General features: G+C 68.9%; 21 protein-coding genes. 17 read left to right on the top strand and 4 right to left on the bottom strand.

All coding sequences use genetic code 11. From position 1 onward, the window contains the following. Positions 1-70 precede the first annotated feature (70 nt). The 6 genes from leuC to E3O57_RS10200 all read left to right on the top strand — a co-directional run bounded on the left by leuC (position 71) and on the right by E3O57_RS10200 (position 6,572). Entirely contained in the window at positions 71-1,573 is a 1,503-nt protein-coding gene (gene leuC, locus E3O57_RS10225) for a 3-isopropylmalate dehydratase large subunit (protein WP_103479608.1), read from the top strand. A gap of 11 nt (positions 1,574-1,584) precedes the next feature. Further along, positions 1,585-2,193, top strand: coding sequence for a 3-isopropylmalate dehydratase small subunit (leuD, locus tag E3O57_RS10220; protein WP_088456509.1), 609 nt, complete (start codon positions 1,585-1,587; stop codon positions 2,191-2,193). Between the two features lie 89 nt (positions 2,194-2,282). After that, on the top strand, positions 2,283-3,605 hold the full coding sequence (gene murA / locus E3O57_RS10215) for a UDP-N-acetylglucosamine 1-carboxyvinyltransferase (RefSeq protein WP_165787962.1): 1,323 nt from the start codon (positions 2,283-2,285) through the stop codon (positions 3,603-3,605). Between the two features lie 7 nt (positions 3,606-3,612). Next, a complete protein-coding gene (locus E3O57_RS10210; RefSeq protein WP_370289979.1) occupies positions 3,613-4,425 on the top strand; it encodes a lysophospholipid acyltransferase family protein in 813 nt (270 codons plus the stop codon). Next, on the top strand, positions 4,415-5,542 hold the full coding sequence (locus E3O57_RS10205) for an NAD(P)H-dependent glycerol-3-phosphate dehydrogenase (RefSeq protein WP_088456508.1): 1,128 nt from the start codon (positions 4,415-4,417) through the stop codon (positions 5,540-5,542). The genes E3O57_RS10210 and E3O57_RS10205 overlap by 11 nt, the downstream gene beginning before the upstream one ends. Further along, on the top strand, positions 5,445-6,572 hold the full coding sequence (locus tag E3O57_RS10200) for a D-alanine--D-alanine ligase family protein (protein ID WP_103460010.1): 1,128 nt from the start codon (positions 5,445-5,447) through the stop codon (positions 6,570-6,572). The genes E3O57_RS10205 and E3O57_RS10200 overlap by 98 nt, the downstream gene beginning before the upstream one ends. Before the next feature lie 130 nt (positions 6,573-6,702). Here E3O57_RS10200 and E3O57_RS10195 read toward each other — a convergent pair whose 3' ends face one another. After that, the gene (locus E3O57_RS10195; protein WP_103460009.1) at positions 6,703-7,233 is read right to left on the bottom strand and encodes a DUF3515 domain-containing protein; all 531 of its coding nucleotides are present in this window, start codon (positions 7,231-7,233) and stop codon (positions 6,703-6,705) included. A 24-nt stretch (positions 7,234-7,257) separates the two neighbouring features. Here E3O57_RS10195 and thiL point away from each other — a divergent pair, with 24 nt between their 5' ends. Further along, a complete protein-coding gene (gene thiL, locus E3O57_RS10190; RefSeq protein WP_103460008.1) occupies positions 7,258-8,247 on the top strand; it encodes a thiamine-phosphate kinase in 990 nt (329 codons plus the stop codon). Positions 8,248-8,273: 26 nt separating this feature from the next. Here the strand turns inward: thiL and E3O57_RS10185 are convergent, their stop codons facing one another. Both E3O57_RS10185 and rsmD read right to left on the bottom strand, forming a co-directional pair. Beyond that, entirely contained in the window at positions 8,274-8,813 is a 540-nt protein-coding gene (locus E3O57_RS10185) for a flavodoxin domain-containing protein (protein WP_103479633.1), read from the bottom strand. A 92-nt stretch (positions 8,814-8,905) separates the two neighbouring features. After that, positions 8,906-9,481: a 16S rRNA (guanine(966)-N(2))-methyltransferase RsmD gene (gene rsmD, locus E3O57_RS10180; RefSeq protein WP_088456504.1), complete on the bottom strand. Its 576-nt coding sequence runs from the start codon at positions 9,479-9,481 to the stop codon at positions 8,906-8,908. 84 nt (positions 9,482-9,565) lie between these two features. On the opposite strand from rsmD, the gene E3O57_RS10175 reads away from it, so the two are divergent. The 9 genes from E3O57_RS10175 (at position 9,566) to mutM (ending at position 19,782) form a co-directional block, all read left to right on the top strand. Continuing rightward, positions 9,566-11,803, top strand: a complete 2,238-nt coding sequence (locus E3O57_RS10175) for an ATP-dependent DNA helicase RecG (protein ID WP_103479607.1) — start codon at positions 9,566-9,568, stop codon at positions 11,801-11,803. Between the two features lie 85 nt (positions 11,804-11,888). Further along, complete coding sequence (coaD, locus tag E3O57_RS10170) at positions 11,889-12,377, top strand: pantetheine-phosphate adenylyltransferase (protein WP_088456502.1); 489 nt, start codon at positions 11,889-11,891, stop codon at positions 12,375-12,377. A 140-nt stretch (positions 12,378-12,517) separates the two neighbouring features. Then, positions 12,518-13,453 (top strand): AAA family ATPase, encoded by a 936-nt coding sequence (locus E3O57_RS10165; protein ID WP_370289984.1) that lies wholly within the window; start codon positions 12,518-12,520, stop codon positions 13,451-13,453. A 36-nt stretch (positions 13,454-13,489) separates the two neighbouring features. Next, positions 13,490-14,905 carry a DUF58 domain-containing protein gene (locus tag E3O57_RS10160; RefSeq protein WP_103479606.1) on the top strand — a complete coding sequence of 472 codons (1,416 nt, stop codon included), beginning with the start codon at positions 13,490-13,492 and terminating at the stop codon, positions 14,903-14,905. After that, positions 14,902-17,202 carry a DUF3488 and transglutaminase-like domain-containing protein gene (locus tag E3O57_RS10155; RefSeq protein WP_133159797.1) on the top strand — a complete coding sequence of 767 codons (2,301 nt, stop codon included), beginning with the start codon at positions 14,902-14,904 and terminating at the stop codon, positions 17,200-17,202. The genes E3O57_RS10160 and E3O57_RS10155 overlap by 4 nt, the downstream gene beginning before the upstream one ends. 11 nt (positions 17,203-17,213) lie before the next feature. After that, the gene (locus tag E3O57_RS10150) at positions 17,214-17,786 is read left to right on the top strand and encodes a YceD family protein (protein ID WP_327016791.1); all 573 of its coding nucleotides are present in this window, start codon (positions 17,214-17,216) and stop codon (positions 17,784-17,786) included. Between the two features lie 2 nt (positions 17,787-17,788). Next, positions 17,789-17,992 (top strand): 50S ribosomal protein L32, encoded by a 204-nt coding sequence (gene rpmF, locus E3O57_RS10145; protein WP_066596228.1) that lies wholly within the window; start codon positions 17,789-17,791, stop codon positions 17,990-17,992. A gap of 134 nt (positions 17,993-18,126) precedes the next feature. Continuing rightward, positions 18,127-18,804 (top strand): ribonuclease III, encoded by a 678-nt coding sequence (gene rnc, locus E3O57_RS10140; RefSeq protein WP_103479604.1) that lies wholly within the window; start codon positions 18,127-18,129, stop codon positions 18,802-18,804. Between the two features lie 3 nt (positions 18,805-18,807). After that, on the top strand, positions 18,808-19,782 hold the full coding sequence (mutM, locus tag E3O57_RS10135; RefSeq protein ID WP_103479603.1) for a bifunctional DNA-formamidopyrimidine glycosylase/DNA-(apurinic or apyrimidinic site) lyase: 975 nt from the start codon (positions 18,808-18,810) through the stop codon (positions 19,780-19,782). Here mutM and E3O57_RS10130 read toward each other — a convergent pair. Continuing rightward, the gene (locus E3O57_RS10130; RefSeq protein ID WP_103460001.1) at positions 19,733-20,854 is read right to left on the bottom strand and encodes a GNAT family N-acetyltransferase; all 1,122 of its coding nucleotides are present in this window, start codon (positions 20,852-20,854) and stop codon (positions 19,733-19,735) included. The genes mutM and E3O57_RS10130 overlap by 50 nt on opposite strands. A 135-nt stretch (positions 20,855-20,989) precedes the next feature. Between E3O57_RS10130 and smc the strand changes: the two genes are divergently transcribed. Continuing rightward, entirely contained in the window at positions 20,990-24,529 is a 3,540-nt protein-coding gene (gene smc, locus E3O57_RS10125; protein ID WP_103479602.1) for a chromosome segregation protein SMC, read from the top strand. Positions 24,530-24,555 lie beyond the last annotated feature (26 nt).

The raw sequence follows: 24,555 nt of genomic DNA, 5'->3' as shown, positions 1-24,555 counted from the left end.
TATCTAACAGGCCCACTCGTCGCGGAGTTTGTCGTTGGCTGACCACCGTTCCCGAGGAAGACGCACGAACATGACTAACGCAGTGATCACCGATCCACCCACGCCGGACATCCGCCCCCGCACGCTGGCCGAGAAGGTGTGGGACAAACACCTGGTAGCCAAGGGCGAGAACGGCACCCCGGACCTCATCTACATCGACCTGCACCTCGTGCACGAGGTCACCAGCCCCCAGGCCTTCGACGGCCTGCGCCTGGCCGGTCGCCCGGTTCGCCGGCCCGACCTGACGATCGCGACCGAGGACCACAACACGCCGACCCTGGCGATCGACCGGCCCATCGCCGATCTCACCAGCCGCACCCAGATCGAAACACTTCGCCGCAACTGCGCCGAGTTCGGCATCCGCCTGCACTCCCTGGGCGATATCGAACAGGGCATCGTGCACGTCGTCGGCCCGCAGCTGGGCCTGACCCAGCCGGGCATCACGGTCGTCTGCGGCGACTCGCACACCTCCACCCACGGGGCCTTCGGCGCCATGGCGCTGGGCATCGGCACCAGCGAGGTGGAGCACGTCATGGCCACCCAGACGCTGCCGCTCAAGCCGTTCAAGACCATGGCCATCACCGTCGACGGCACCCTGCGTCCCGGCGTCACCGCCAAGGACATCATCCTCGCCGTGATCGCCAGGATCGGCACCGGCGGCGGCCAGGGCTACGTGCTCGAATACCGTGGCAGCGCCATCCGCGCGCTCTCCATGGAGGGCCGCATGACGATCTGCAACATGTCGATCGAGGCCGGCGCCCGTGCCGGTATGGTCGCGCCGGACGCCACCACCTACGCCTACCTCAAGGGCCGCGCCCACGCGCCGGCCGGCACCGATTGGGACGACGCCGTCGCGTACTGGGACACGCTGGCCACCGACGAGGGCGCCACCTTCGACGCCGAGGTGATCCTCGACGCCGACACCCTCGAACCGTTCGTGACCTGGGGCACCAACCCCGGCCAGGGCGTCTCGCTCAGCGACACCGTGCCCAACCCCGCCGAGATCGCCGACGCCAACGAGCGCAGCGCCGCCGAACGCGCCCTCGAATACATGGACCTGGCCGCCGGTACCGCGATGAAGGACATCCGCGTCGACACCGTGTTCCTCGGCTCCTGCACCAACAGCCGGGTCGAAGACTTGCGCGCCGCCGCCGAGATCATCAAGGGCAAGTCCATTGCCGACGGCGTGCGGATGCTCGTGGTGCCCGGGTCCGCCCGCGTGCGGATCGAGGCCGAAGCCGAAGGCCTCGACCAGATCTTCCTCGCGTTCGGCGCCGAATGGCGTTTCGCCGGCTGCTCGATGTGCCTGGGCATGAACCCGGACCAGCTGGCTCCGGGGGAGCGCTGCGCCTCCACCAGCAACCGCAACTTCGAAGGACGGCAGGGCAAGGGCGGACGCACCCACCTGGTCTCCCCGCTGGTGGCCGCAGCCACCGCCATCCGCGGCACCCTCTCAAGCCCGTGGGACCTCGTCCAGGACGGCACGCTCGGCCACGAGGCCGTTCCCGCCTTTTTCGTCCCCGCCAGCGTCTAGGAGCAGTCGTCATGCAGAAATTCACCACCGTCACCGGTGTCGCCGTTCCCATGCGCCGCTCGAACGTCGACACCGACCAGATCATCCCCGCAGTGTTCCTCAAGCGCGTCACCAAGACCGGATTCGAAGACGCCCTCTTCTACGGTTGGCGGCAGGATCCTGAGTTCATTCTCAACCAACCGGCCTACCAGAGCCCCAAGGTCCTGGTAGTCGGCGCCGACTTCGGCACCGGATCTTCGCGTGAACACGCTGTCTGGGCGCTGCGCGATTTCGGCTTCGATGTGGTGCTGAGCCCCCGATTCGGCGACATTTTCCGGGGCAACTCGGGCAAGCAGGGTCTACTGGCCGGTCAGATCAGTGAGGACGACGCCGAGACACTCTGGGGGATACTCGAGGCGAACCCCGGAATAGAACTGACCGTGGATCTGGTTGCCTCTACTGCCAGTGTCGGCGACCTCACAGTCTCATTCGAGGTCGACGAATACACTAGATGGCGACTGCTGGAAGGCCTGGACGACATCGGCCTGACCCTGCGCGACGAAGCGCGAATCGCAGAATTCGAATCCCACCGGGAGCCCTGGCGCCCCCGCACTCTCCCCGCAAGGCAGGTAAATTTGTGATCATCGTCGGCGAAAACAATCAGGTCCGCGAAAACGTTCAAGAGAATGCAGAGCGCGGAAACGCGCAGAGTCACGGAGCCAATGTAGGCCTGGTCGGCGACAAGATCACCATCCGCGGCGGCCGCCCCCTGGTCGGTCGCATCGAGGTCAAGGGTGCCAAGAACCTGGTCACCAAGGCCATGGTTGCCGCACTCCTCGGCGAAACCCCGAGCATCCTGCGTGACGTGCCGAACATCAGCGACGTACGCATCGTGCGCGGCCTGCTCGAGGCCCACGGCGTCAAGGTGACCGAGGGCGACGAGCCCGGCAGCCTGCAGCTGGACCCGGTGGACGTGGAGAGCGCGCACTACGCCGACATCGACGCCCACGCCGGCTCCTCCCGCATCCCGATCCTGTTCTGCGGCCCGCTGCTGCACCGCCTCGGCGAAGCTTTCATCCCCGACCTCGGCGGCTGCCGCATCGGCGACCGCCCCATCGACTACCACCTTGAGGTGCTGCGCAAGTTCGGCGCCGTCGTCGAGAAGCAGGAGAGCGGCATCCGCATGTCGGCGCCGAACGGCCTCAAGGGCACCAAGGTGGAGTTGCCGTACCCGAGCGTGGGCGCCACCGAGCAGGTGCTGCTGACCGCCGTGCGTGCTGAGGGCATCACCGAGCTCAAGAACGCCGCGATCGAGCCCGAGATCATGGACCTCATCAACATCCTGCAGAAGATGGGCGCCATCATCACGGTCGACACCGACCGGGTCATCCGCATCGAGGGTGTCGACAGCCTGCAGGGCTACCAGCACCGCGCCCTGTTCGACCGCAACGAGGCCGCCAGCTGGGCCGCGGCCGCGCTGGCCACCGACGGTGACATCTTCGTCGGCGGCGCCAAGCAGGCCGAGATGCTCACCTTCCTCAACGTCTTCCGCAAGGTCGGCGGCGCGTTCGACATCCACGACGACGGCATCCGTTTCTACCACCCGGGCGGCGACCTCAAGCCCGTCATCATCGAGACGGATGTTCACCCCGGCTTCATGACCGACTGGCAGCAGCCGCTCGTGATTGCGCTCACCCACGCCCACGGCGTGTCGATCGTGCACGAAACCGTCTACGAGCAGCGCTTCGGCTTCGTCGACGCCCTGGTCGAGATGGGCGCCACCATCCAGATCCACCGCGAGTGCCTCGGCGGGCACCCGTGCCGCTTCGGTCAGCGCAACTTCAACCACTCCGCCGTCATCGCCGGCCCGACCAAGCTGGTCGGCGCCGACATCGAGGTACCCGACCTGCGCGGTGGCTTCAGCCACCTCATCGCGGCCCTCACGGCCGAGGGAACCTCCACCGTGAGCAACGTGGGAATCATCAGCCGCGGGTACGAGAACTTCATCACCAAGCTGCGTCTGTTGGGGGCTGACTTCGATCTCGAAGGATAATGGCACCGTGCCAGATACAGACGTGCCAGATTCCAACGCGCCAGATTCCCCGTCGTTACCGGTGACGAAGTCCGGCCGGGTGCGCTCCGAGAAGAGCAAACCCTCGATTTTCTGGCTGCTTGCCGTGCTCGTGCTGCCGCCGATGAACCTGGCCGCGCGCTACAAGATCACCGACGGCCACAAGTTCCCCCGTGAGGGCGCGTTCGTTCTCTCGCCCAACCACTACAGCGAGATCGATCCGATCGTGATGGGCATGGTCAGCTGGAAGCTCGGCCGGCTGCCGCGGTTCCTGGCCAAGGCGTCGCTCTTCAAGCTGCCCGTTGCCGGCTGGCTGCTGAAGAAGTCCGGGCAGATTCCGGTGCAGCGTGGCGGTTCGGTGCGCGGCAGCGAGCCCGTCAAGGCCGCCCGTCGGCTCGTCGAACGCGGCCAGATGGTGGTCGTGTACCCGGAGGGGTCCCTCACCCGCGATCCGGGCATGTGGCCCATGCGCGGCAAGAGCGGCGCCGTGCGGATCGCCCTGGAGCAGGGCATCCCCATCGTGCCGGCGGCGCACTGGGGCACCCAGCAGCTCATGGAGCGGTACTCCAAGAAGCTGCACCTGTTCCCGCGCAAGACCATCCTGGTCAAGATCGGCGACCCGCTCGACCTGGCCGAGTTCCGCGGCCGCAACCTCGACACGGCGACGCTGAACGAGGCGACCGCCGTGGTGATGGACGCCATCACCGCCCTGCTCGAGGACCTCCGCAACGAGACCGCACCGGCCAAGCGCTGGAACCCCTCTGAGCACGATCAGAAAGAGACCGGCCGTTTTGAAGCCTAAAGTCCAGCCAGGCACCCGCGTTGCCGTTCTCGGCGCCGGAAGCTGGGGCACCACGTTCGCGAAAATCCTCACCGACGGCGGAGCGGATGTGGTGCTCTGGGCCCGCCGCCCCGAGCTGGCGAAGGAGATCACCGAGGGCCGCCGCAACAGCGACTACCTGCCCGGCATCAACCTGCCCGTGGGCCTCCGCGCCACGTCCAGGCTCGATCTGGCCCTCGCCGGCGCCGATCAGGTCTTCGTCTCCGTGCCCAGCCAGTCCCTGCGCGAGAACCTCATCCAGGCCGAACCGTTCCTGGCGCCCAACGCCATCATCGTGTCGCTGATGAAGGGCGTCGAACGCTCCTCGGGTCTGCGGATGAGCGAGATCATCGAGCAGGTCCTGCCGATCGACCCGGCCCGCATCGCCGCGATCTCCGGGCCCAACCTCGCCCTGGAGATCGCCAAGGAGCAGCCCACGGCCGCCGTGGTGTCCTCGTCGAACCTGGATACCGCGCACGCCGTGGCCCTGTTGGCCACCACGAAGTACTTCAGGTCGTACGTGAACACCGACGTCATCGGCACCGAGTTCGGCGGCGTGCTCAAGAACCTCATCGCCGTGGCGATCGGCATCGTGGACGGCGTCGGCTACGGCGAGAACACCAAGGCGTCGATCATCACCCGCGGGCTCGTGGAGATGACCGACTTCGCCGTGGCCTACGGCGCCCAGCCGGAGACCCTCGCGGGTCTGGCGGGCCTCGGCGACCTCATCGCGACCTGCCAGTCCCCGCTGTCCCGCAACAACACCGCCGGCCGGCTGCTCGGCCAGGGCTACAGCTACAACGACGTCATCGCGCAGATGCAGCAGACCACAGAGGGACTCGCATCCGTGAGCCCGATCCTCGAGTTGGCGCGTGCCAAGGGTGTCGACATGCCCATCGTCGAACAGGTGCGCCAGGTGCTGGCGGGTACGCTGAAGCCGCGGGATATTGCGCCGCACCTCACGACTGACTCCGGCGCACCGCAGGGTGAAAGGACCATTGATGACGGACAAGCTCACGGTAGCGCTGCTGTTTGGGGGGCGTTCAAGCGAACATTCGATCAGCTGCGCCACAGCGGGCGGGGTACTGGCCGCAATTGACCGGGACCGCTACACGGTCATCCCGGTAGGCATCACCCGCGACGGCACCTTCGTGCTCGAAGACGACGATCCGACCAAGTTCGCGCTGACCGCCGCCGCCCTGCCCGAGGTCACCGACAACGGGACCCGGGTGCTCTGGCCCGACAGTGCGCGTAGCCGCGAACTCATCGTCGTGGACGACTCCGGCCGCCGGAGCCTCGGCCCGATCGACCTGGTGTTCCCGATCCTGCACGGACCATACGGCGAAGACGGCACCGTACAGGGGATGCTCGAACTCGTCGACCTGCCGTTCGTCGGCTCCGGTGTGCTCGCGTCAGCGTTGGGCATGGACAAGCACTTCACCAAGACCGTTCTGCAGCACTCGGGGCTGGCCGTGGCCCCCTGGCGAACCATCACCGCGGACGACTGGGCCGACGCGCCGGGGTCGGCTTACGCCGCCCTGGAGGAGCTGGGCCTGCCCGCCTTCGTGAAGCCGGCCAGAGCCGGCTCCAGCGTCGGCGTGAGCCGGGTCGCCAACTCCGACCAGCTGGCCGAGGCGATGGCCGTGGCGCTGGCCGAGGACGACAAGGTGCTCATCGAGGCGGGCCTGGTGGGCCGCGAGCTCGAGGTCGCCGTGCTGCAGGGGCGCCCCGGCGAACCGGCGCATGCCTCCGTTGCCGGTGAGGTCGTCGTCACCGGCCGCGACTTCTACGACTTCGCCGCCAAGTACCTCGACGCTGCGGGCATCGAACTGCTCTGCCCGGCGGACCTCGCCCCGGCGGACCTGGCCGAGATGCAGGACATCGCGGTGCGGGCGTTCGAGGCCATCGACGCCGGCGGCCTGGCCAGGGTGGACTTCTTCCTCACCGCCGACGGCTGGGTGATCAACGAGATCAACACCATGCCGGGCTTCACCCCCATCTCGATGTTCCCCAGCTGCTGGCTGGCCAGCGGGTACACCTACCCGCAGCTGATCGACGAACTCATCGAGGTGGCCCTGGCCCGGGCAGCGCACAAGCGCCGCCGCACCTCCGCCGTCGTCACCGAGTAACGCAGACGCCGCCACCACTTGCCGTGAAACGCCCCCTTCAGCTGCCCTGAAGGGGGTATTTCCGGCAACTCGATGAGGGGCGCGCGGGCCCGGGCACGGCATCCGCGGCCTCCGCGCGGCGGAGCCCGCCTTAGGGCGCGGGCGTCTCGCTGGGCAGGGTCACGTCGTCGGCGCTGAGGCACTGCTTCGAGGCGGGAACGTTCGCGACGGCCGCGGCGAGGTCGACCAGGGTTGTCGATCCGCTGACCAGCTCGGAGTCGAGGTAGACCTCCGTGGCCGGTTCACGCCCATACGTGGTGTACCGGTACATGGGCGCCTCGCTGTCATCCTCGATCCAGTCGACTCCGTTGATGCTCACGCACGGCAACGTGGTGGGTCCGGGCACCTCGACGCCGCAGGTGAGCAGCACCGCGCTGGGGTCACCCCAGGCGCCGGTGGCCTGAGCGTTCGTCTCCCGTTCGGGCTGGTCGGCCACGGTCGTCGGCAGGCGCACGATGATGTCGGCGCAGGCGGGGTTCTCCGCATCCGCTGCCGGCTGCATCGGAACCGCGGCGGCACACCCTGTGAGCACAACGGCGGAGGCCGCGAGCAGCAGCGCTGTCGCGGCGCGGACACCGGTGCTGTGGCGGAGCCGGCGAGAGAGGGTGAACTGGAGAGTCATCACATTCAGGTTACCGTTTGAAGCATGACCAATGCTCCCGACCAGACCCTGGCCGACCTCAGCGAGGGCGAGGTGCTCGCCCGCATCTTCCCGCGGCTGCCGCACGCCGACACCGAGTTGCTCGGACCCGGTGACGACGCCGCCGTGCTCTCCGCGGCCGACGGCCGGTTCGTCGTCACCTGCGACATGATGATCCAGGGCCCGGACTTCAGGCTGGCCTGGTCGACGCCGCACGACCTGGGCTGGAAGGCCGCCGCCACGAACCTGTCCGATGTCGCCGCGATGGGCGCCAGGCCAACAGCGCTCGTGGTGGCCATCGCCGCTCCGCCGTCCACACCGATCTCGGTCATCCTCGGCATCGCCGACGGGTTGCGCGACGGCTGTGAAGCGTTGGCTCCGGGCTGCGGGGTCGTGGGCGGTGACCTGTCCGCCTCCGACGCCCTCACTCTCTCGATCACGGCCTTCGGCGACCTCGAGGGTCGGGCGCCCGTGCTGCGTTCCGGTGCCCGGCCGGGGGACATCGTTGCCCACGCTGGACGTCTGGGTGACGCCGGCATCGGCCTCGGGCTGCTGTTCCGCTTCGGGGTGGACGCCGACGGAGTGCCGAGCCGCCCGGCCGCCGATGCCCTCAAGCTGCGCGAGCCCCGGTTCGTCGAGGCGCAACTGGCGCCGGTACCGCCGATCCGGTTGGGCGCTGTCGCGGCGGCCGCCGGAGCGACGGCCATGCTCGACGTGTCCGACGGGCTGGCCATCGATGCGGGCCGGCTCGCGCGGGCCAGTGGCGTCGGCGTCGATTTTGATTCAGCGGCGCTCGGGGACCAGCGGGAGCTGGCCCTGGGCGGGGGAGAGGACCACGGCCTGCTGGCCACCTTCCCGCCCACCGCGGAGCTCCCCGCCGGATTCCGGCGCCTCGGCACCGTCACCGGCGAGTCCGGGATCGTGCTCGTGGACGGTGAGCCGCACACCCAGGGCGGTTGGGACCCGTACCGCGGCTGGGACGGCGCCACCACCTGAGGCACCCTCCCCAACGATGAGCCGGCTCAGGCGGGCGTGACCAGGGCGCGGGCGATCTCCCTCGCCCAGGCCTCGATCTCCGGCCAGTTGCGGAAGTCGCCGGCCGGGATCTTCTCGGCCGCGCCGGGGAACTTGCGAATCACCCGGTGCCCCAGGCTGAGCGCATCCGGATCGATGGCTCCGTAGAACACCCGGTGACCGACCGGCCGCACGGTGTTGGTGAAATCGGCGATCTCCGCGGGCACGGTGCTCTCCCGCACATCGGTGCCGTCGGCATCCGTGGTGGCCGATCCGAGCGGGCCGCTGCTGAACAGCCAGATCCGGTGTTCGAGAAGGGTGGGCTGGTAGCGGCGCACGAAGGTCGTCGCATCCTTGAGCCAGTGACCCATGTACACGGCGCTGCCCACCACGAAGGCGTCGAATCCCGCCACATCCTCCGCGTGCGGGGGCTGTGCGGCATCGTAGACGCGGGCGTCCAGGCCGGCGAGGCCGAGTTCGGCGCCGATCCGTTCGGCGATGCCCAGGGTGGTGCCGTACTGGCTGGCACAAACAACCGCTACACGCACAGCGTCGACCTTTCGAATGCGGTGGACGACGGTGCCCACACATCAACCGTAGGCGCAAAAATCCGTTCTGACCAGCCCTCTTCAGGGGTTTCCTACACCGGGCCGGCCACCCCGGCGTACCAGAGGGTGGTGTCGCCGTAGTTCTTGCGGCGTTCCACGACGAGGCCGGGTCCCCAGGTGGGTTCCGGCGACCGGGACGAGCGTTCCACCACCACGAGGGCGTCCGGGTCCAGCAGTGGCGCCAGGGCGGCGAGGTTCGCGGCCAGCTCGGCGTCCGGGAGGTCGTACGGCGGGTCGAGGAAGACCAGGTCGAAGCCGTCGGGGGTGCCGGCCAGGAAGGATTGCACGGCCTGGCTGGACACCGAGATAGCGAGGTTTGCGCCCTTCGGGGCGGCCTTCTGCACTGCGGCGGCGTTCTTGCGGCAGGTCTGGCTGGCCGCGAAGCCGTTCTCGACGAGGGTGACGACCCTGGCGCCGCGGCTGGCGGCCTCGAGGCCGAGTGCGCCGGAACCGGCGTACAGGTCGAGCACCCTGTAGTCACGGATGGCGTCGCGGGCGTCGAGTGCCGAGAACAGTGCCTCGCGCACCTGGTCGCTGGTGGGCCTGGTGCCCTTGGCCGGCACGGTGAGGGTGAGGGAGCCGGCGAACCCGGCGACAATTCGCGTCATTTGTCTTCGAGCCTAGCCTTCGCGCGCCATCCACAGTCTGCAGCGTCGGTGCCCGGCGTCGGTGCTGACGTTTAGCATCGGAGTATGACCGGTTCGGATGCCGCCACCTCGCACGAGGACCCCGCCGACGACCCCGGGGCGCTCACCCTCGATTCGGCCCTTCGGGGCGTTCTCGGCCAGGGCCAGGCGACCCTGCTGGACAAGGCCTTCGGCATGGCGACGGTGGGCGACCTGCTCAGCCACTATCCGCGCCGATACGCCCGGCGCGGCGAACTCACCACGCTGGCGGCGTTGCCGCTGGACGAGGCCGTGACAGTGCTGGCCGAAGTGCTGTCCGTGACGGTGAAGAGCCCCGGCAGCCGGCAGCCGGGCAAAAAGTCACCGCACCGGACGGAGGTCATCATCTCCGACGGGCGCGGCATGCTCTCGCTGACCTTCTTCAACCAGCCCTGGTTGTCCAGGACCCTGCGCCCCGGCATACGGGCGATGTTCTCCGGCAAGGTCACGATTTTCAACAAGACCCGTCAGCTCGCCCATCCCGACTACGAGATCGTGCCGGGCAGCGACGACCCCATGGACGCCACGATCTCGCCGGAGGATGCCGCAGAGGCCCGCCTGTGGGCCGACCGGCCGATCCCGATCTACGGTGCGACGGCTGCTGTGACGAGCTGGCAGATCGCCAAGCTGATCGTGAAGGTCCTCGAGAGGCTCGGCCCGGTCGAGGACCCGATCCCCGAGCGGATGCACCGCGAACGCGGCCTGCTCGAGCACCGGGACGCGCTGCTGCGCATCCACCGCCCCACCACCGACGACGACTGGAACGAGGCCAGGGAGACGCTCCGCTTCACCGAGGCGTTCGTGCTGCAGTGCGTGCTGGTGCAGCAGCACACCGAGCACCGGGCCCTGCGGACCCGGTCGCGGCAGCCGGTCCCCGGCGGTTACCTCGAGCGGTTCGACGCGACGCTGCCGTTCGCCCTCACCGTCGACCAGGAGATCACCGGCGCCGAGATCCTGCGAGACATTGCTCTGACCGCCCCGATGAACCGGCTGGTGCAGGGCGAGGTCGGCTCCGGCAAGACCGTCGTGGCCCTGCGCGCCATGCTCGCGGTGGCGGACTCCGGCGGCCAGGCGGCGTTGCTGGCCCCCACCGAGGTGCTGGCCGGGCAACACCTGCGCTCGATAGCCCGCATCCTGGGCCCCGACCTCACCGCCGAACTGATGCCCACCCTGCTCACCGGGCAGCTCCCCGTCGCCGAACGGCGGAAGGCACTGCTGCGCACGGTGTCCGGCCAGGCCCGCATCGTGATCGGCACACACGCCCTGCTCAGTGACACCGTCGGGTTCTTCGACCTCGGCCTGGTCGTCATCGACGAACAGCACCGTTTCGGCGTCGACCAGCGCGAGGCCCTGCGACAGAAGGCCGAACTGCCGCCGCACGTTCTGGTGCTCACCGCCACGCCCATTCCGCGCACCATCGCGATGACGGTGTTCGGTGACCTCGACGTGAGCACCATCGCCGTGCTCCCGTCCGGACGCCCGGGGATCGAGAGCTTCGTGGTTCCCCTCGACGAAAAACCGGCCTGGGTGGTGCGGGTGTGGCAGCGGGTGTCCGAGGAGCTCGCGCTAGGCCGCCAGTGTTTCGTGGTGTGCCCGGCGATCGCGCCGAAGAAGCTCGAACAGGGCGAGGAGATCGACTTCGACGCCACCCCGATGACCACCGTCGAAGAGCTCAACGCCGAGCTGCACCGGCATCCGCTGCTGCGGGATGCCCGGATCGAACCGCTGCACGGCGCCATGACCGCCGACGAGAAGGACGACACCATGCGGGCCTTCGCGGCCGGTGACATCCAGGTGCTCGTGGCCACCACCGTCATCGAGGTCGGCGTCGACGTGCCCAACGCCTCGGTGATGGTCGTGATGGATGCCCACCGCTTCGGCGTGTCCCAGCTGCACCAGTTGCGCGGCCGGGTGGGCCGCGGCGGCGTGCCCGGGCTGTGCCTGCTTGTGACAGCGGCGCCGTCGGGGTCCCCGGCCCGGGACCGCATCGAGGCCGTCGCGAACACCCTCGACGGGTTCGTCCTGGCGCAGGTCGACCTCGAGCAACGGCAGGAGGGCGATGTGCTCGGCCGCTTCCAGTCCGGCGGCCAGTCGTCGCTGCGCCTGCTCCGCGTGGCGACCGACGGCGACATCATCGCCGACGCCAGGACCGCCGCCCGCGAACTCATCGGCGGGGACCCGGAGATGCGCACCATGCCGGCGTTGCGGGCGGCCGTGCGCCGCCGGCTCGACGACTCGGAGCGCGCCGCGCTCTCCAAAGGCTGAACGGGTCACCGTCAGCGTCTGAACGTCTGGGAAATCCGGCCGGACCGGGCAGCGGGCGCTGCAAGCTGGCGCTAGGGTGAACCGTATGCGCAGGATCGCCGTCGTACCTGGTTCATTCGACCCCGTCACACTGGGGCACCTCGATGTGATCCAACGAGCGGCGGGACTGTACGACGAGCTGCACGTTCTTGTGGTGCACAACCCGGCCAAGTCGGCGCTTCTGCCGATCACCCAGCGGGTCTCCCTCATCGAGCGGGCGATCATCGAGGCCGAACTCCCGGGAAACATCATCGTCAGCTCCTGGAGCATGGGCCTGCTCGTCGACTATTGCGTCGACGTGGGCGCCAGCGTGCTGGTCAAGGGCATCCGCTCTCAGATCGATGTGGCCTACGAGACCCCGATGGCCATCGTGAATCGCAACCTCGCGGGCGTCGAAACCATCTTCATGCTGCCGGACCCCGCTCACGCCCACGTGTCCAGCTCCCTGGTGCGTCAGGTTGCCGCCCTCGGCGGTGACATCGCCCCGTATGTGCCGCCCGCCGTCGCGGCCTTTCTGAATCGACCGCTCGCATGAACGCATTTCCGGGACGTTGGGTCTCGGAGTCGGCCGTGGCCGGCACGACCACCGTCGGTGCGGCATCCCGCAGCGCCATCGACGGGGACGGTGAAACCGACGTGGCTCTCGCCGACGTGCAGGGAGCCGCCCTCGCGATCATGCGCAACGTCGAGTCCGTCATCGACGGCAAGCATTCGGCCGTGCAGATCGCGCTCACGGTGCTCCTCGCCGAGGGACACCTCCTCATCGAGGACGTGCCCGGAGTGGGCAAGACCATGCTCGCCAAAGCGCTCGCCAAGTCCGTGGACTGCAGCGTCAGCCGCATCCAGTTCACGCCGGACCTGCTGCCCTCGGATGTGACGGGGGTGTCGATCTACAACCAGTCCGAGCGGCGGTTCGAGTTCAAGCCCGGCGCCATCTTCGCGAACATCGTGATCGGCGACGAGATCAACCGGGCCAGTCCCAAGACCCAATCCGCGCTGCTGGAGTGCATGGAGGAACGCCAGGTCACCGTCGACGGACACAGCTATCCGCTGGCGCGCCCGTTCGCCGTCGTCGCCACCCAGAACCCCATCGAGATGGAGGGCACCTACGCCCTCCCCGAGGCCCAGCGCGACCGTTTCATGGCGCGCATCTCGATGGGATACCCCGACCCGGCCTCCGAACTCTCGATGCTCGACTCCCGCGACCTGACCAGCCCGCTGGCCAGGATCGACGCCGTGGTCACCGGCCCCCAGCTGCGGGGCATGATGTCGGCCGCACGTAGCGTGTTCGCCTCCGGGGCGGTCAAGGAGTACGCCGTCGCCGTGGTGCGGGCCACCCGGGACGACCGCGACCTGCGGTTGGGGGCGAGCCCGCGGGCTACCCTGCAACTGATCAGGGCCGCGAAGGCCCAGGCGGCTCTGCACGGCAGGGAGTATGTGCTTCCCGACGACATCGACTCGCTAGCCGTCGCCGTGCTCGGGCACCGTTTGGTGCCCACCACCCGGGCACTGGGCCATCGATCGCAGGACAGCGCCCTGCTCATCGAGGAGACGATCAGGCGCATCCTCGCGGCCACGCCCGTGCCGACGGGGTCGCAGGGCCGCCTGTAGCGGGCGGCACACTATCGGAGTCATCATGGGCCATAGATGCAGGTGGACGTGACGCAGATGAGCAAGACGCAGAGGGGCTTGACCCCGACGGACCTGACCAGGCGACGCGGCCGGGCCCGCCGACTGGTTCGCCCCACAGCGCGCGGGGCCGTTTTCCTGGGCGTCGGGGCGGTGCTGTTCGCGGTCGCCTGGGCCTACGACGAACGCGACCTCCTGTTCGTGGCCGGGGTGCTGCTTCTGGTCCCGACAGTGGCCCTCGGCTTCGTCCTCGTCCATCCGGTGCGCGTGTCCGTCACCCGCACGTTCAGGCCCGGCACCGTGACAGCGGGGTCCAGCGCCACCGTGACGATCCAGATCCGCAATCTCGCCCCAACGCCCTTGCTCGGCCTGCGCTGGCGCGACACGGCGGTCAAGGGCGTCACCGTGCCGCCGAGCCAGCCGCTGCGGTCCCTCGCACCGGCGCGAGCCGGGCGCTCGAGCGCCGCAGACACCGCGGTGGTGAGCTATCAGCTGCATCCATCCCGGCGGGGGGTGTATCCGATCGGACCGCTGATGCTCGGCCGGTCGGACCCCTTCGGACTCGCCTACAGCGAGTGGCCGATCGGCGCACCGCATGATTTGACCGTGACGCCCAGGGTCACCTCGCTGCCGGGCAACGGTGTGTCGATCACACGGGGCGAGGGCTCCCGCCATGAGCGTGTCCGGCATCTCAACAATGACTCGGATGAATTGATCGCCAGGGAGTACCGGCCGGGGGACCCGATGCGCAGGGTCAACTGGCCGGCGACCGCCCGGCATGGCGAGATCATGGTCCGGCAGGAGGAACAACGCAGCCATCCCGAAGCGCGCGTCATCCTCGACACCACCCGCGGAGGGCGGGGCGCCGACCGCGGGCACGACGCCGAATTCGAGCTGGCCATCGAGTTGGCCGCGTCCGTCGCCGTTCATCTGCTCGAGGGCGGGTTCAGACTCGATGTGGTGGAGCTCGGCCCCTGCCAGCTCCTCCCCGTGCGGCCAGTGGCGGGGGACTCCAGGGTTCCTCACGATCCGGACAACGGCCGGCGAGGGGGCCTGCGCGGCGACGACCCGGCTTCGTTCACCGGTCCGGAAGGCGTGCCCGCGCTTGTCGATGCCCTGGCGATCGTGGTCCGACGTGACCGCGTGGCCCACGCCGCGATCGATGACGGCCTCGGCCACCGGCCGGCAGCGACTCTGGGCCGTCAGGTTCCGTCCTTCGCGGTTCTCGTCGATATCGGCCCCGCCGACACGCGTGACCTGGTCGCCCTGCGCGGCCTCTGCCAGCCCGCCGTCGCGTTCGTGTTCGACACCATGAGCGCCGACTCCATCGAACGCCTGAGCGAGGCCGGCTGGCAGTGCGCGCCGGTGGATACGTCGGCACCGGTCGCGGCTGCGTGGGCGCAGGCCGGGCAGGACACGGCGGCGACGCGATGACCAGAACTGAAATCGTGCGCTGGCCGCTCACCCTGGCGCTGCTGGTGCTGCTGATGACCGGATGCACCGCCCTGGGCGCCGTCCTGGCCGGATCGTCGTGGTGGTTGGTGCTGTTGATCGTGGCGAGCGTCGTGCTCGTCGGTTCGGCAGGGCTGCGTCGGGCGGGGGTGCACAGTGTGGTCGTGCCGCTGCTGGCGACGGGTGGGCTCATCGTGCTACTCACACTGTTCTTCGGTGGCGGGACCGGGCTGCTCTGGCTGGTTCCCACCGGCGATACCGTCGCCCGCTTCACCGAACTGGCCACTGACGGGGTGCGCTCCATTCAGACGCAGGGCACTCCGGCCCAGGTGCTGGACGGCATCCTGTTCCTCCTGGCCGTGGGAGTGGGCCTGTTGGCGATCCTGATGGACATCCTCGCGATCGGTCTGGGCCGGCCCGCGTTGGCCGGGATCCCGGCCCTGGTCCCCGTTGCGGTACCCGGTTTTGTGGTGCCCACCGGTGCGGACTGGGTCGCCCTCGTTGCGACTGCCGCCGCGTATCTGCTCCTCCTGCGCATCGACGTGCATCTGCGTGGGATGCGGGTCAACCGGCAGGCCGGCGGGCGCGGAACAGGGATCACGGGTGCGACCGGGGCCGTACGCGGAGCCATCGCCATCGCTGCCATCGGCATCGTCGGCTCCCTGATCTTCAGCCTGTCGGCGCCCGTGATCTCCGGCGGAGCCTTCGGCTCGCGGTCCGACAGCGCGCTCTTCGGTGCCGGAGTCAGCCAGATGATCGAACTCGGCCAGGACCTGCGCAGGCCCAAGGCCGGTCCCGCGCTGCACTACCGCACAACGGCCGTCGAGCAGCCGTACCTCGCACTGCTCACCCTCGATGACATCAAGGGCACCACGTGGCTGCCGAGGGCCGTCGAGGTCGATGAGGACCTGACCGTCGACTCCATAGCGAACCCGCCGGGGCTCTCCCAACGGGTGGCCAGGACCGAGGCCAACACCATCATCGACATCGACGGGGTCCGCACCGACATGCTGCCGGTCCCCGTGCCCGCAACGAGCGTCGATGGGCTCACCGGGGACTGGTTCTGGAACAACGACACCCGAGCCATTTCGAGCACCGACAGCACGACCATCGGCCAGCGCTACGCGGTGACGTCCCTCGAACTGCAGCCCACCAGGGAACAACTTCGTGAGTCCGGCACCCGGTACCCCGTCGACATCGAGCCGAGTCTGTTCCTGCCGATGGGAACACCCGGGATCATCGGTGACACCGCCCGCATCGTCAGTACGGGTACGGAGTCGAACTACGACGCCGCGGTGGCCATCCAGGATTACCTGCGCGGAAGTGAATTCAACTACGACACCGAGGCTCCGGTCGATGAGGGGTACGACGGCGGCGGGGCCGATGTCATCGCCACGTTCCTCGACGTGAAACGCGGCTACTGTGTGCACTTCGCCTCGGCGATGGCCCTGATGTCGCGCAGCCTGGGCATCCCGGCCCGGATCGTGCTGGGGTACCTCCCCGGCACCCGGACGGCCACGGCCGTCGACGGCATCAACCGGTACAACGTCGACTCGCACGACCTGCACTCCTGGCCGGAGCTCTACTTCGTCGGGGTCGGCTGGGTGCCTTTCGAACCGACCCCTGGGCGGGGCACGGTTCCGGACTACGCCGCGCCGGAGAGCTCGACGGCGTCCGGTGCGCCGTCCGCGGGTGAGGCGCCGTCGGTCGTGCCGCGGGCCAACGACAACCCCGGATTCGAGGGCGGCCCCGTGGACACTCTGGCGGCCGAGGAGGATGAGTTGCCCAACATTCTCGCCCGGATCGGGCTCGTGGCGACGGGTGTCCTGCTTCTCCTGCTCGCCCCCGGCGTGTTCCGCCTGGCCCGGCGGCGGCGGCGGCGGCGCCTTCTGGCAGCGGATCGGGCCGGCGCGGTGCTGGCCTGGCGTGAGCTGTCCGATACCGCGGTGGATCACGGGTTGGAGGTCTACGACACCCTCACCGCACGGGAGCTGGCCGACAGTATCCGGGACAGGCCCGGTGTGGGCGACAGTCCCCGGGCCCGCGAGGCGCTCGAGCGGATGCTGGTGGCCACCGAACAGGCGCACTACGCCCGCCGGGACGGGTCGCCAACGAACCCGGGTGCCGGGCTGCTGGCCGATCTTGATGTCGTCGTTCACGCCGTGCGGCACGGTTCCCGGGCCATCCAGCGGGCCAGGGCCCTGGTGTTCCCGACGTCGCTGACCTCGTCGGCACTGCGCCGGATGGGCCTGGCCACCGGCACGCCCGGGGGCGCGTAGAATTTTCCCTTGTGATCAAGTTCAAGAAGACCCCGTACAAGGTTGACGTTCGCGACGTCATCAACCGCCCGGGAACGATGTACGAGCGCAACATCGACATCGTCGTTCCCAACGACCTCGGTGAAGCGCTCGTTGCCGTGAAAGCCGGCTCCACCCTCGAGGCCGATCTGCGTCTGGAATGCATCCACGAGGGCATCCTGGTGACCGCCGATGTCACCGGAAAAGCCGCCGGAGAGTGCGGAAGATGCCTGATTGACATCGAATTGCCTGTCCGAGTTCATTTTGTTGAACTTTTCGCGTACGCTCTTGATGAAGCTTATGAGTGTGCGGTTCAAGATGACCACGTGGATCTTGAACCTCTCATCAGGGATGCAGTGGTGTTGTCACTGCCGTTCCAGCCGGTTTGCCGGCGGGATTGCCCAGGTCTCGACCCAGAGACCGGGGAACGGCGTGCCACTTCCCCTGAACTCGAACCGAGTGAAGTGCAGGATCCGAGATGGTCCGCACTATTGGAATTCCAAGCTTCCGAAAGCATCAGCACGGATGAGCACATCCATGCTGTACCGGATAGAGAAGAGAAGTAGTCATGGCAGTCCCGAAGCGCAAGCAATCACGCTCCAACACCCGCTCACGCCGTTCCTGCTGGAAGGCCGAAGCCCCCACCCTGGTGAAGACCATGGAAAACGGCAAGGTTGTCTACAGCCTCCCGCACCGCGCGAAGGTCGTCACGGACGCCGCCGGCACCGCACTCTTCATGGAGTACAAGGGCCGTAAGGTCGCTGACGTTTAGTCAGAGCTTCAACCAAGGGGTGGTGCGCAACCGTGTCAGGTTCTGACGCAAATCCCGGAACAGATGCTCCTGCAGCGGTCTCTGCTGCAGGAGTTTCTGCTGCCCGGGGACAGACAGGGGCGCCGGAGAATCCGATGGCGGCCCTGCAGGAGATTCTTGGCGTGCAGGTCGACGCTGGTCTTCTCGAACTCGCGTTGACACACCGCTCATACGCGTACGAGAACGGTGGCTTGCCCACGAACGAACGCCTGGAATTTCTGGGCGACTCGATTCTGGGCCAGGCGGTGACCGTGATGCTGTACCGCGATTACCCGCAGCTGCCGGAGGGCGACCTTGCCAAGCGCCGGGCCAGCCTGGTGTCCACGGCCGCCCTGTCCGAAATCGCCCGCGGTATCGGCTTGGGTTGTTTTGTGCGCCTCGGACGCGGGGAAACCCTCACCGGTGGCCGCGACAAGTCGTCGATCCTGGCCGACACCGTCGAGGCGCTCATCGGCGCGGTCTACCTCGACACCGGCGTGGACTCCGCGACGCGTTTTGTCATGCGGCTGTTGCAGCCCATGCTGGCGGACCCCGGCCACTTCGGGATCTCGATGGACCCCAAGACCAGCCTGCAGGAAGCCGCCGCGCGGTTGGGAGCCGGAGTTCCGGTGTACACCGTCGCCGAAAGCGGACCGGACCACTCCAAAGTCTTCGTGGCCACCGTGAGTGTCGGCACCGCCGTGACGGCCACCGGCGAGGGCACCAGCAAGAAGCATGCCGAGATGGCCGCGGCGCTTGAGGCGTGGACCCGCCTGCGTGCCGTGCGCCGCTGACACGTGCCTGAACTTCCCGAAGTCGAGGTCGTGCGGACCGGCCTGGAAACCGCCGTGTCCGGCGCCGCGATCACGGGTGTCGAAATCTTCGACGAGAGGTCCCTTCGTCGCCACGACCGCTCGCTCGGCGATTTCGAAGCGCTCGTGACCGGCGCCCGGATCGAGGCCGCCGTGCGCCGGGGCAAGTTCCTCTGGTTCCCGCTGGCCGTCGCACCGGGGGAGGCGCCGGGGTCGGGCGCGCGCCGGGCCATCGTGGCCCACCTCGGGATGAGCGGACAGGTGCTGTTGCGTACCCCGGGTGAGACCCCGGAAAACCTGCTGCGCATCCGCCTGACCCTGCAGAACCCCGAACACGGTGAACTGGCCCTGCACTTCGTGGACCAGCGCATCTTCGGCAGCATGGCCGTCGACACGATGCAGGCCACCGACGACGGCCGGTCGGCCGGTTACGCAGGGCCCGGCATGGCCCCAGGCCGGCCAACCACCGGTACCGCGGATGCGCTCCCGGCCTGGTCCGGCCTCATCCCCAGCCAGGTGGCGCACATCGGCCGGGACCCGCTCGACCCGGCGTTCTCCGCCCCGGCCTTCTACCGAGCGCTGGCCCGCACCAGGTCAGGCATCAAACGGGTGTTGCTCGACCAGCAGGTCGTCAGCGGGATCGGCAACATCTATGCGGACGAGGCACTCTTCGACGCCCGGGTGCACTTCGACCAGCCGGCCGCGACGCTGTCCGCGGCGAGCGCCCGCCGCCTACTCACCGCCGTCCGCGCGATTCTGCTGCGGGCGTTGGCCGAGGGCGGCACCAGCTTCGACGCCCAGTACGTGAACGTCAACGGCCAGTCCGGCTACTTCGCGCACAGCCTCAACGCCTACGGGCAACACGGCAAGCCCTGCCCCCGCTGCGGCACCGACCTCGTGCGGGTCAAATTCATGAACCGCTCGTCGCACTACTGCCCGCGCTGTCAGCGGCTGCGCTGACCTTCCGCCAGGCACCCTCGTAGCCCATCGGAACGAAACCGAGCGCCTCGTTGACGTCGAGCATGTAGCGGTTCTCTTCGGCGTTGAACGTGGTCACTGCCGGATGCCGGGGATGCTCACGGGCCAGGCTCTGCAGATTGGCCAGCTTCATGAGCATGCCGAGCCGGTGTCCGCGGTGCTCCCGAAGCACCAGTGTGTCCTCCTGGGTCACGGCCCGGCTGGTGTCGCCGGGCACCGACAGCTCGGTGAAACCGGCCAGGCGACCGCTGGGCCGGTGCAGGACAGCGGTCACCAGCGTCCGGCCGGGGCCTGCCGCGTACGCGTCCTGTTCGCTGCGTAGCCGTTCCACGCTCCACACGTCTTCAGGCTCTTCCAGACCCGCCGTCGGGGCATCTGTCGACATGCGGGTGTACAGCAGGGCCATGTCCTCGAGCCAGCGCTCCGGGGTGCGCCCGGTCCAGGACAGCACCGAATAGTCCTCGCCGGCGCGGGCCGCCGCCTCCCTGAGCTGCCGGGCGAGGACGGCGGGGTCCACCGGCAGTTGCAGCCGGCTGCCGCGTTCCACCTGCTCGAGCCGGTACCCCCTGTGCAGCAGAAAACGCACCTCGGGGTTGGCCAGCGGCACCGATCCGAAACCCGTGGGCGGGACGAGGCGTTCGCCGGGGCCGGGCGGGGAAACCGCGTAGATCACCCTGCTGCTGCGGTGCTCGGCGGCGGCCAGGGTCTCCAGGACGTCCAACAGTGCGCTGCCGATGCCCCGGCCCCGCCATTCGGGCAGGACCTCGACGGTGAACCAGGCGAACTCCGACGACGGGTCCGCCTGCGTCTCGTAGGCGGCCCGGCCCACGATCGCCCCCGCGACGCGGGCCACGAACATCCGACGAGGAGAGTGCTCGGGGGTGAGGTAGCCCGGCAGCAGTTCCTCCGCCGACTGGGCCAGCTCACCGGTGCCGTACGCGTGGGCCTCCACCCGGTTGCGCACGTCGACGGCCGCGACGAACTCCGGCCAACCCGTCGCGCCGGGCGCCGCCGGAACGCTCAATTCATCGATGCCCAACGAATGACTCTCCATGTCCGCAGAGCCTAGACCCGGTGTCGCGGAACTGACACACTCCCGGGGGATCTCGAGGCGGTCAGATCCCAGTAAACGAGCGGCGGTCCGGTACCGTGGACTGAGTCAGACACTTTAGCGGGAAGGACGACCGGGTTGTACCTGAAGAGCCTCACCCTCAAAGGTTTCAAGTCCTTCGCGCAGTCGACGACCTTCGCGTTCGAACCCGGCGTCACCTGCGTCGTGGGTCCCAACGGCTCCGGCAAGTCCAACGTCGTTGACGCCCTGGCCTGGGTGATGGGCGAGCAGGGGGTGAAGACGCTCCGTGGCGGCAAGATGGAGGACGTCATCTTCGCCGGCACCTCCACCAGGGGACCGCTTGGCCGCGCCGAGGTGATCCTGTCGATCGACAACAGCGACGGGGCGTTGCCCATCGAGTACGCCGAGGTGACCATCTCGCGCACCCTGTTTCGCAACGGCGGCAGCGAGTACGCCATCAACGGCCGCACCTGCCGGCTGCTCGACGTGCAGGAGCTGCTCAGCGACTCCGGTCTCGGCCGGGAGATGCACGTCATCGTCGGCCAGGGCCAGCTGGATGCCGTGCTGCGCGCCAGCCCGGAGGAACGCCGCGGTTTCATCGAGGAAGCCGCCGGAATCCTCAAGCACCGTCGCCGCAAGGAAAAGACCGTGCGCAAGCTCGAGGCCATGCAGACCAACCTCACCAGGCTCAGCGACCTCGCCGGGGAGATCCGCCGGCAGCTCAAGCCGCTCGGCCAACAGGCTCAGGTGGCCAGGCAGGCCCAGCAGATCGCCGCCACCGTGCGGGACGCGCGGGCGCGGCTGCTCGCCGATGATGTGATCGTGCTGCGCAGGGCCCTTGACGCCCACGGCCGCACCGAAAGCGAACGGCACTCCGAACGCCTGGTGGTCCAGGAACAGCTCGACCACAACCAGGTGCGGGTGCGCCGGCTGGAGGACGCGCAGGTAGGCGATGCCGTGGACATCGCCCGGCGCACGGCGTTCGCCGTTGAATCCGCCCAGGAACGGCTGCGCGGGCTGTACACCCTCGCCAACCAGCGGCTCGCCCTGCTGGGCACCCAGGCTGAACCTGTCGAACGGGCCGCGAGCGTCACCCCGCAGCGGGTCGAGGATGCCGCGGCGGAAGTGGACCGCCTGCGGGCGGGCATCGCGACGGCCGAGGACGCCTGGGCCAGGGCACGCACCACGACGGCCTCGGTGCGCCGCGACTTGGACGCCGTCGACGACGAGATCGCGGCACAGTCCGCCCTCGTCTCCCGTCATGACCTCGAGGTGTCCCAGCTCGCCGGCGAGTCCGACACCGCGGCGTCCCGATTGGCCGCTGTGCGCGGGGAGGTGCTGCGCCAGCAGGATGCCCTCGACTCCGCCCGCGATCGACTCGCCGCATCCCGCCAGCAGCTGGCCGACCTCGACGAGGACGCCGACGACGCGGCGAACGATGTCGACCTCGACGAGGTCGTGGACCTAGCCCAGGCCGAGGTGTCGCAGGCCGAGGCCGAGATCGAGCGGCTCCGCGAGCTCCTGCACGGCCAGGAGCGGGAACGGGATGCGCTGGCGGCCCGCACGAGCGCCCTCACCCTGGCACTCGGCCAAAAAGACGGTTCCTCGGCCCTCCTCGAAGCCGACCTGGCTGGCATCCGCGGTCTGGTCGCCGAGGTCATGAGCGTGCGCCCCGGTTTCGAGCGCGCCGTCGCGGCGGCGCTCGGCTCCCTCGCCGATGCCGTGGCCGCCGATGACCGGGATGCCGCGGTCGCCGCGGTCGGACACGCAGACGCGCTGCACCTCGGCCGGGTGGAACTGGTGCTCGCCGGGGCCGCCGACGCCGGGTCCGCCGGGTCTGCTGCTCAGCCGGACCTCTCCGGCCTGCCGGGAGTCGTGGCCGCGCACACCGTCGTCGACGCACCGCCCGGCGTGCTCGGGCTGCTCGAGGGCACCCTCATCGTCGACGATCTGACCGCCGCCGTCGCGGCATCCGATGCCCTGGCCTCGTCCGGGCAGGTCTCGACAGCCACCATCATCACCCGTGCGGGGGATGTGCTCACCGCCCACGCGTTGCGCGGCGGCTCCGGTGCCGCCCCCAGCAAACTGGAACTCGTCACCGAACGTGACGAGGCCGCGCACCGACTGGCCGAGGTGACGAGCCTGCTCGGCATCGTCTCCGGCGATCTCGGCGAACAGCGCACCCTCCTGGCCGGCGCTCGGGACCGGTCCAGGTCGGCCCAGGCCCGGCTCCGCGAGCACAACACCCTGGCGGCGGCCCGCGCGGACCGGCGCAACCGACTGACCGTGCAGGTCGACGCCGCGGCCGCGGATTTTGACAGGCTGTCGGCCGCGGCCGAGCTCGCCTCCTCAGGTGTCGCCGAGGCCGAGAGCGCCGCCAGGAAAGCAGCCGCCGCTCTGGACATCAGACGCTCCACGCCGCGGCCCATCCTGGACGTCACCGCCCGCGACGCCCTGTACGCAGAACTCGAGCGGGCCAGGGAGACCGAGATAGAGTCGCGTCTGCAGGTGGATACCGCCAAAGAGCGCCTGCGTGGCGGCCAGGCCCGCGTTCTCTCCCTGACCCGGCAACTCGAATCCGACCGGGCCGAGGCGGACGCCGCCGCCCGCCGGGCCGTTCTCCGCCGCCGGCAGGTGGATGCAGCATCCGCCGTTGCCGACGCGCTGCCGCCGGTGCTCGCGTCGGTCGACGGCGCCGTGGCCCAGGCGCGGCAGCGGCTGGCCGTCGCCGAGGCCGAACGGACCAGCCAGAACGACGAGCTGAGCACCCTCCGTCGGGCCGAGAGCGAACTGCGCAGCCGGTTGCAGGCCATCACGGAAAACGTACACGGCCTCGAACTGGCGATCTACGAGAAAAAACTGCAGTTGTCGGCGCTTCTCGAGCGCGCGGCCAGCGAACTGGGCCTGGTGGAGGACGTCCTCGTCGGCGAATACGGCCCGGACCAGCTCGTGCCCGCCGACGGCGAGGCCTCATCGGCCACGCCGTACGACCGGGAGGAGCAGCGGGCGCGCCTGGCGGCCGCCGAACGCAAGTATGCCCGTCTGGGGCGGATCAACCCGCTCGCGCTCGAGGAATTCGCGGCGCTGGAACAACGCCACCTATTCCTCACCGAGCAGCTCACCGACCTCACCACCACCAGGGCCGATCTGATGACCATCATCGAGGACATCGATGTGAAGATGGGGACCATTTTCGCCAGCGCTTTCGAAGACACCCAGGCGGCCTTCGCCGAGGTGTTCCCGGTGCTGTTCCCCGGTGGCAGCGGCAGCATCCAGCTCACCGACCCCGCGAACATGCTCACCACCGGGATCGAGGTGTCGGTGAAGCCGGCGGGCAAGAAGATCGAGCGACTGTCGCTGCTCTCCGGCGGCGAACGGTCGCTGGCCGCTGTGGCCCTGCTCATCGCGATCTTCAAGGCCAGGCCGAGCCCGTTCTACATCATGGACGAGGTCGAGGCCGCGCTGGACGACGCGAACCTGGGCCGGCTGCTGACCATCTTCGAGGATCTGCGGGCCACCAGCCAGCTCATCGTCATCACCCACCAGAAGCGCACCATGGAAATCGCGGATGCGCTGTACGGCGTCTCGATGCGGCAGGACGGAGTGTCCGCTGTGGTCGGCCAGCGCATCGTGCGCGAGACGGAACAGGCGTCCTGAGCCACGTCTCGTGTCGCTACGTCTCG

The organism is Cryobacterium sp. TMN-39-2 (assembly GCF_004402745.1).
GTDB lineage: Bacteria > Actinomycetota > Actinomycetes > Actinomycetales > Microbacteriaceae > Cryobacterium > Cryobacterium zongtaii.
The sequence above is the reverse complement of the archived record's forward strand: the minus strand, read 5'-3'. Positions and strand labels throughout refer to the sequence as shown.

What these genes read in the sequence shown, in the direction of transcription:
- leuD (WP_088456509.1), top strand. Translation starts at nt 1,585, where the DNA reads ATGCAGAAATTCACCACCGTCACCGGTGTCGCCGTTCCCATGCGCCGC.
- E3O57_RS10165 (WP_370289984.1), top strand. Translation starts at nt 12,518, where the DNA reads ATGCGCAACGTCGAGTCCGTCATCGACGGCAAGCATTCGGCCGTGCAG.
- E3O57_RS10155 (WP_133159797.1), top strand. Translation starts at nt 14,902, where the DNA reads ATGACCAGAACTGAAATCGTGCGCTGGCCGCTCACCCTGGCGCTGCTG.
- rsmD (WP_088456504.1), bottom strand. Translation starts at nt 9,481, where the DNA reads ATGACGCGAATTGTCGCCGGGTTCGCCGGCTCCCTCACCCTCACCGTG.
- E3O57_RS10130 (WP_103460001.1), bottom strand. Translation starts at nt 20,854, where the DNA reads ATGGAGAGTCATTCGTTGGGCATCGATGAATTGAGCGTTCCGGCGGCG.
- rnc (WP_103479604.1), top strand. Translation starts at nt 18,127, where the DNA reads ATGGCGGCCCTGCAGGAGATTCTTGGCGTGCAGGTCGACGCTGGTCTT.
- E3O57_RS10175 (WP_103479607.1), top strand. Translation starts at nt 9,566, where the DNA reads ATGACCGGTTCGGATGCCGCCACCTCGCACGAGGACCCCGCCGACGAC.
- E3O57_RS10160 (WP_103479606.1), top strand. Translation starts at nt 13,490, where the DNA reads ATGCAGGTGGACGTGACGCAGATGAGCAAGACGCAGAGGGGCTTGACC.
- E3O57_RS10195 (WP_103460009.1), bottom strand. Translation starts at nt 7,233, where the DNA reads ATGACTCTCCAGTTCACCCTCTCTCGCCGGCTCCGCCACAGCACCGGT.
- E3O57_RS10200 (WP_103460010.1), top strand. Translation starts at nt 5,445, where the DNA reads ATGACGGACAAGCTCACGGTAGCGCTGCTGTTTGGGGGGCGTTCAAGC.
- thiL (WP_103460008.1), top strand. Translation starts at nt 7,258, where the DNA reads ATGACCAATGCTCCCGACCAGACCCTGGCCGACCTCAGCGAGGGCGAG.
- leuC (WP_103479608.1), top strand. Translation starts at nt 71, where the DNA reads ATGACTAACGCAGTGATCACCGATCCACCCACGCCGGACATCCGCCCC.
- rpmF (WP_066596228.1), top strand. Translation starts at nt 17,789, where the DNA reads ATGGCAGTCCCGAAGCGCAAGCAATCACGCTCCAACACCCGCTCACGC.
- coaD (WP_088456502.1), top strand. Translation starts at nt 11,889, where the DNA reads ATGCGCAGGATCGCCGTCGTACCTGGTTCATTCGACCCCGTCACACTG.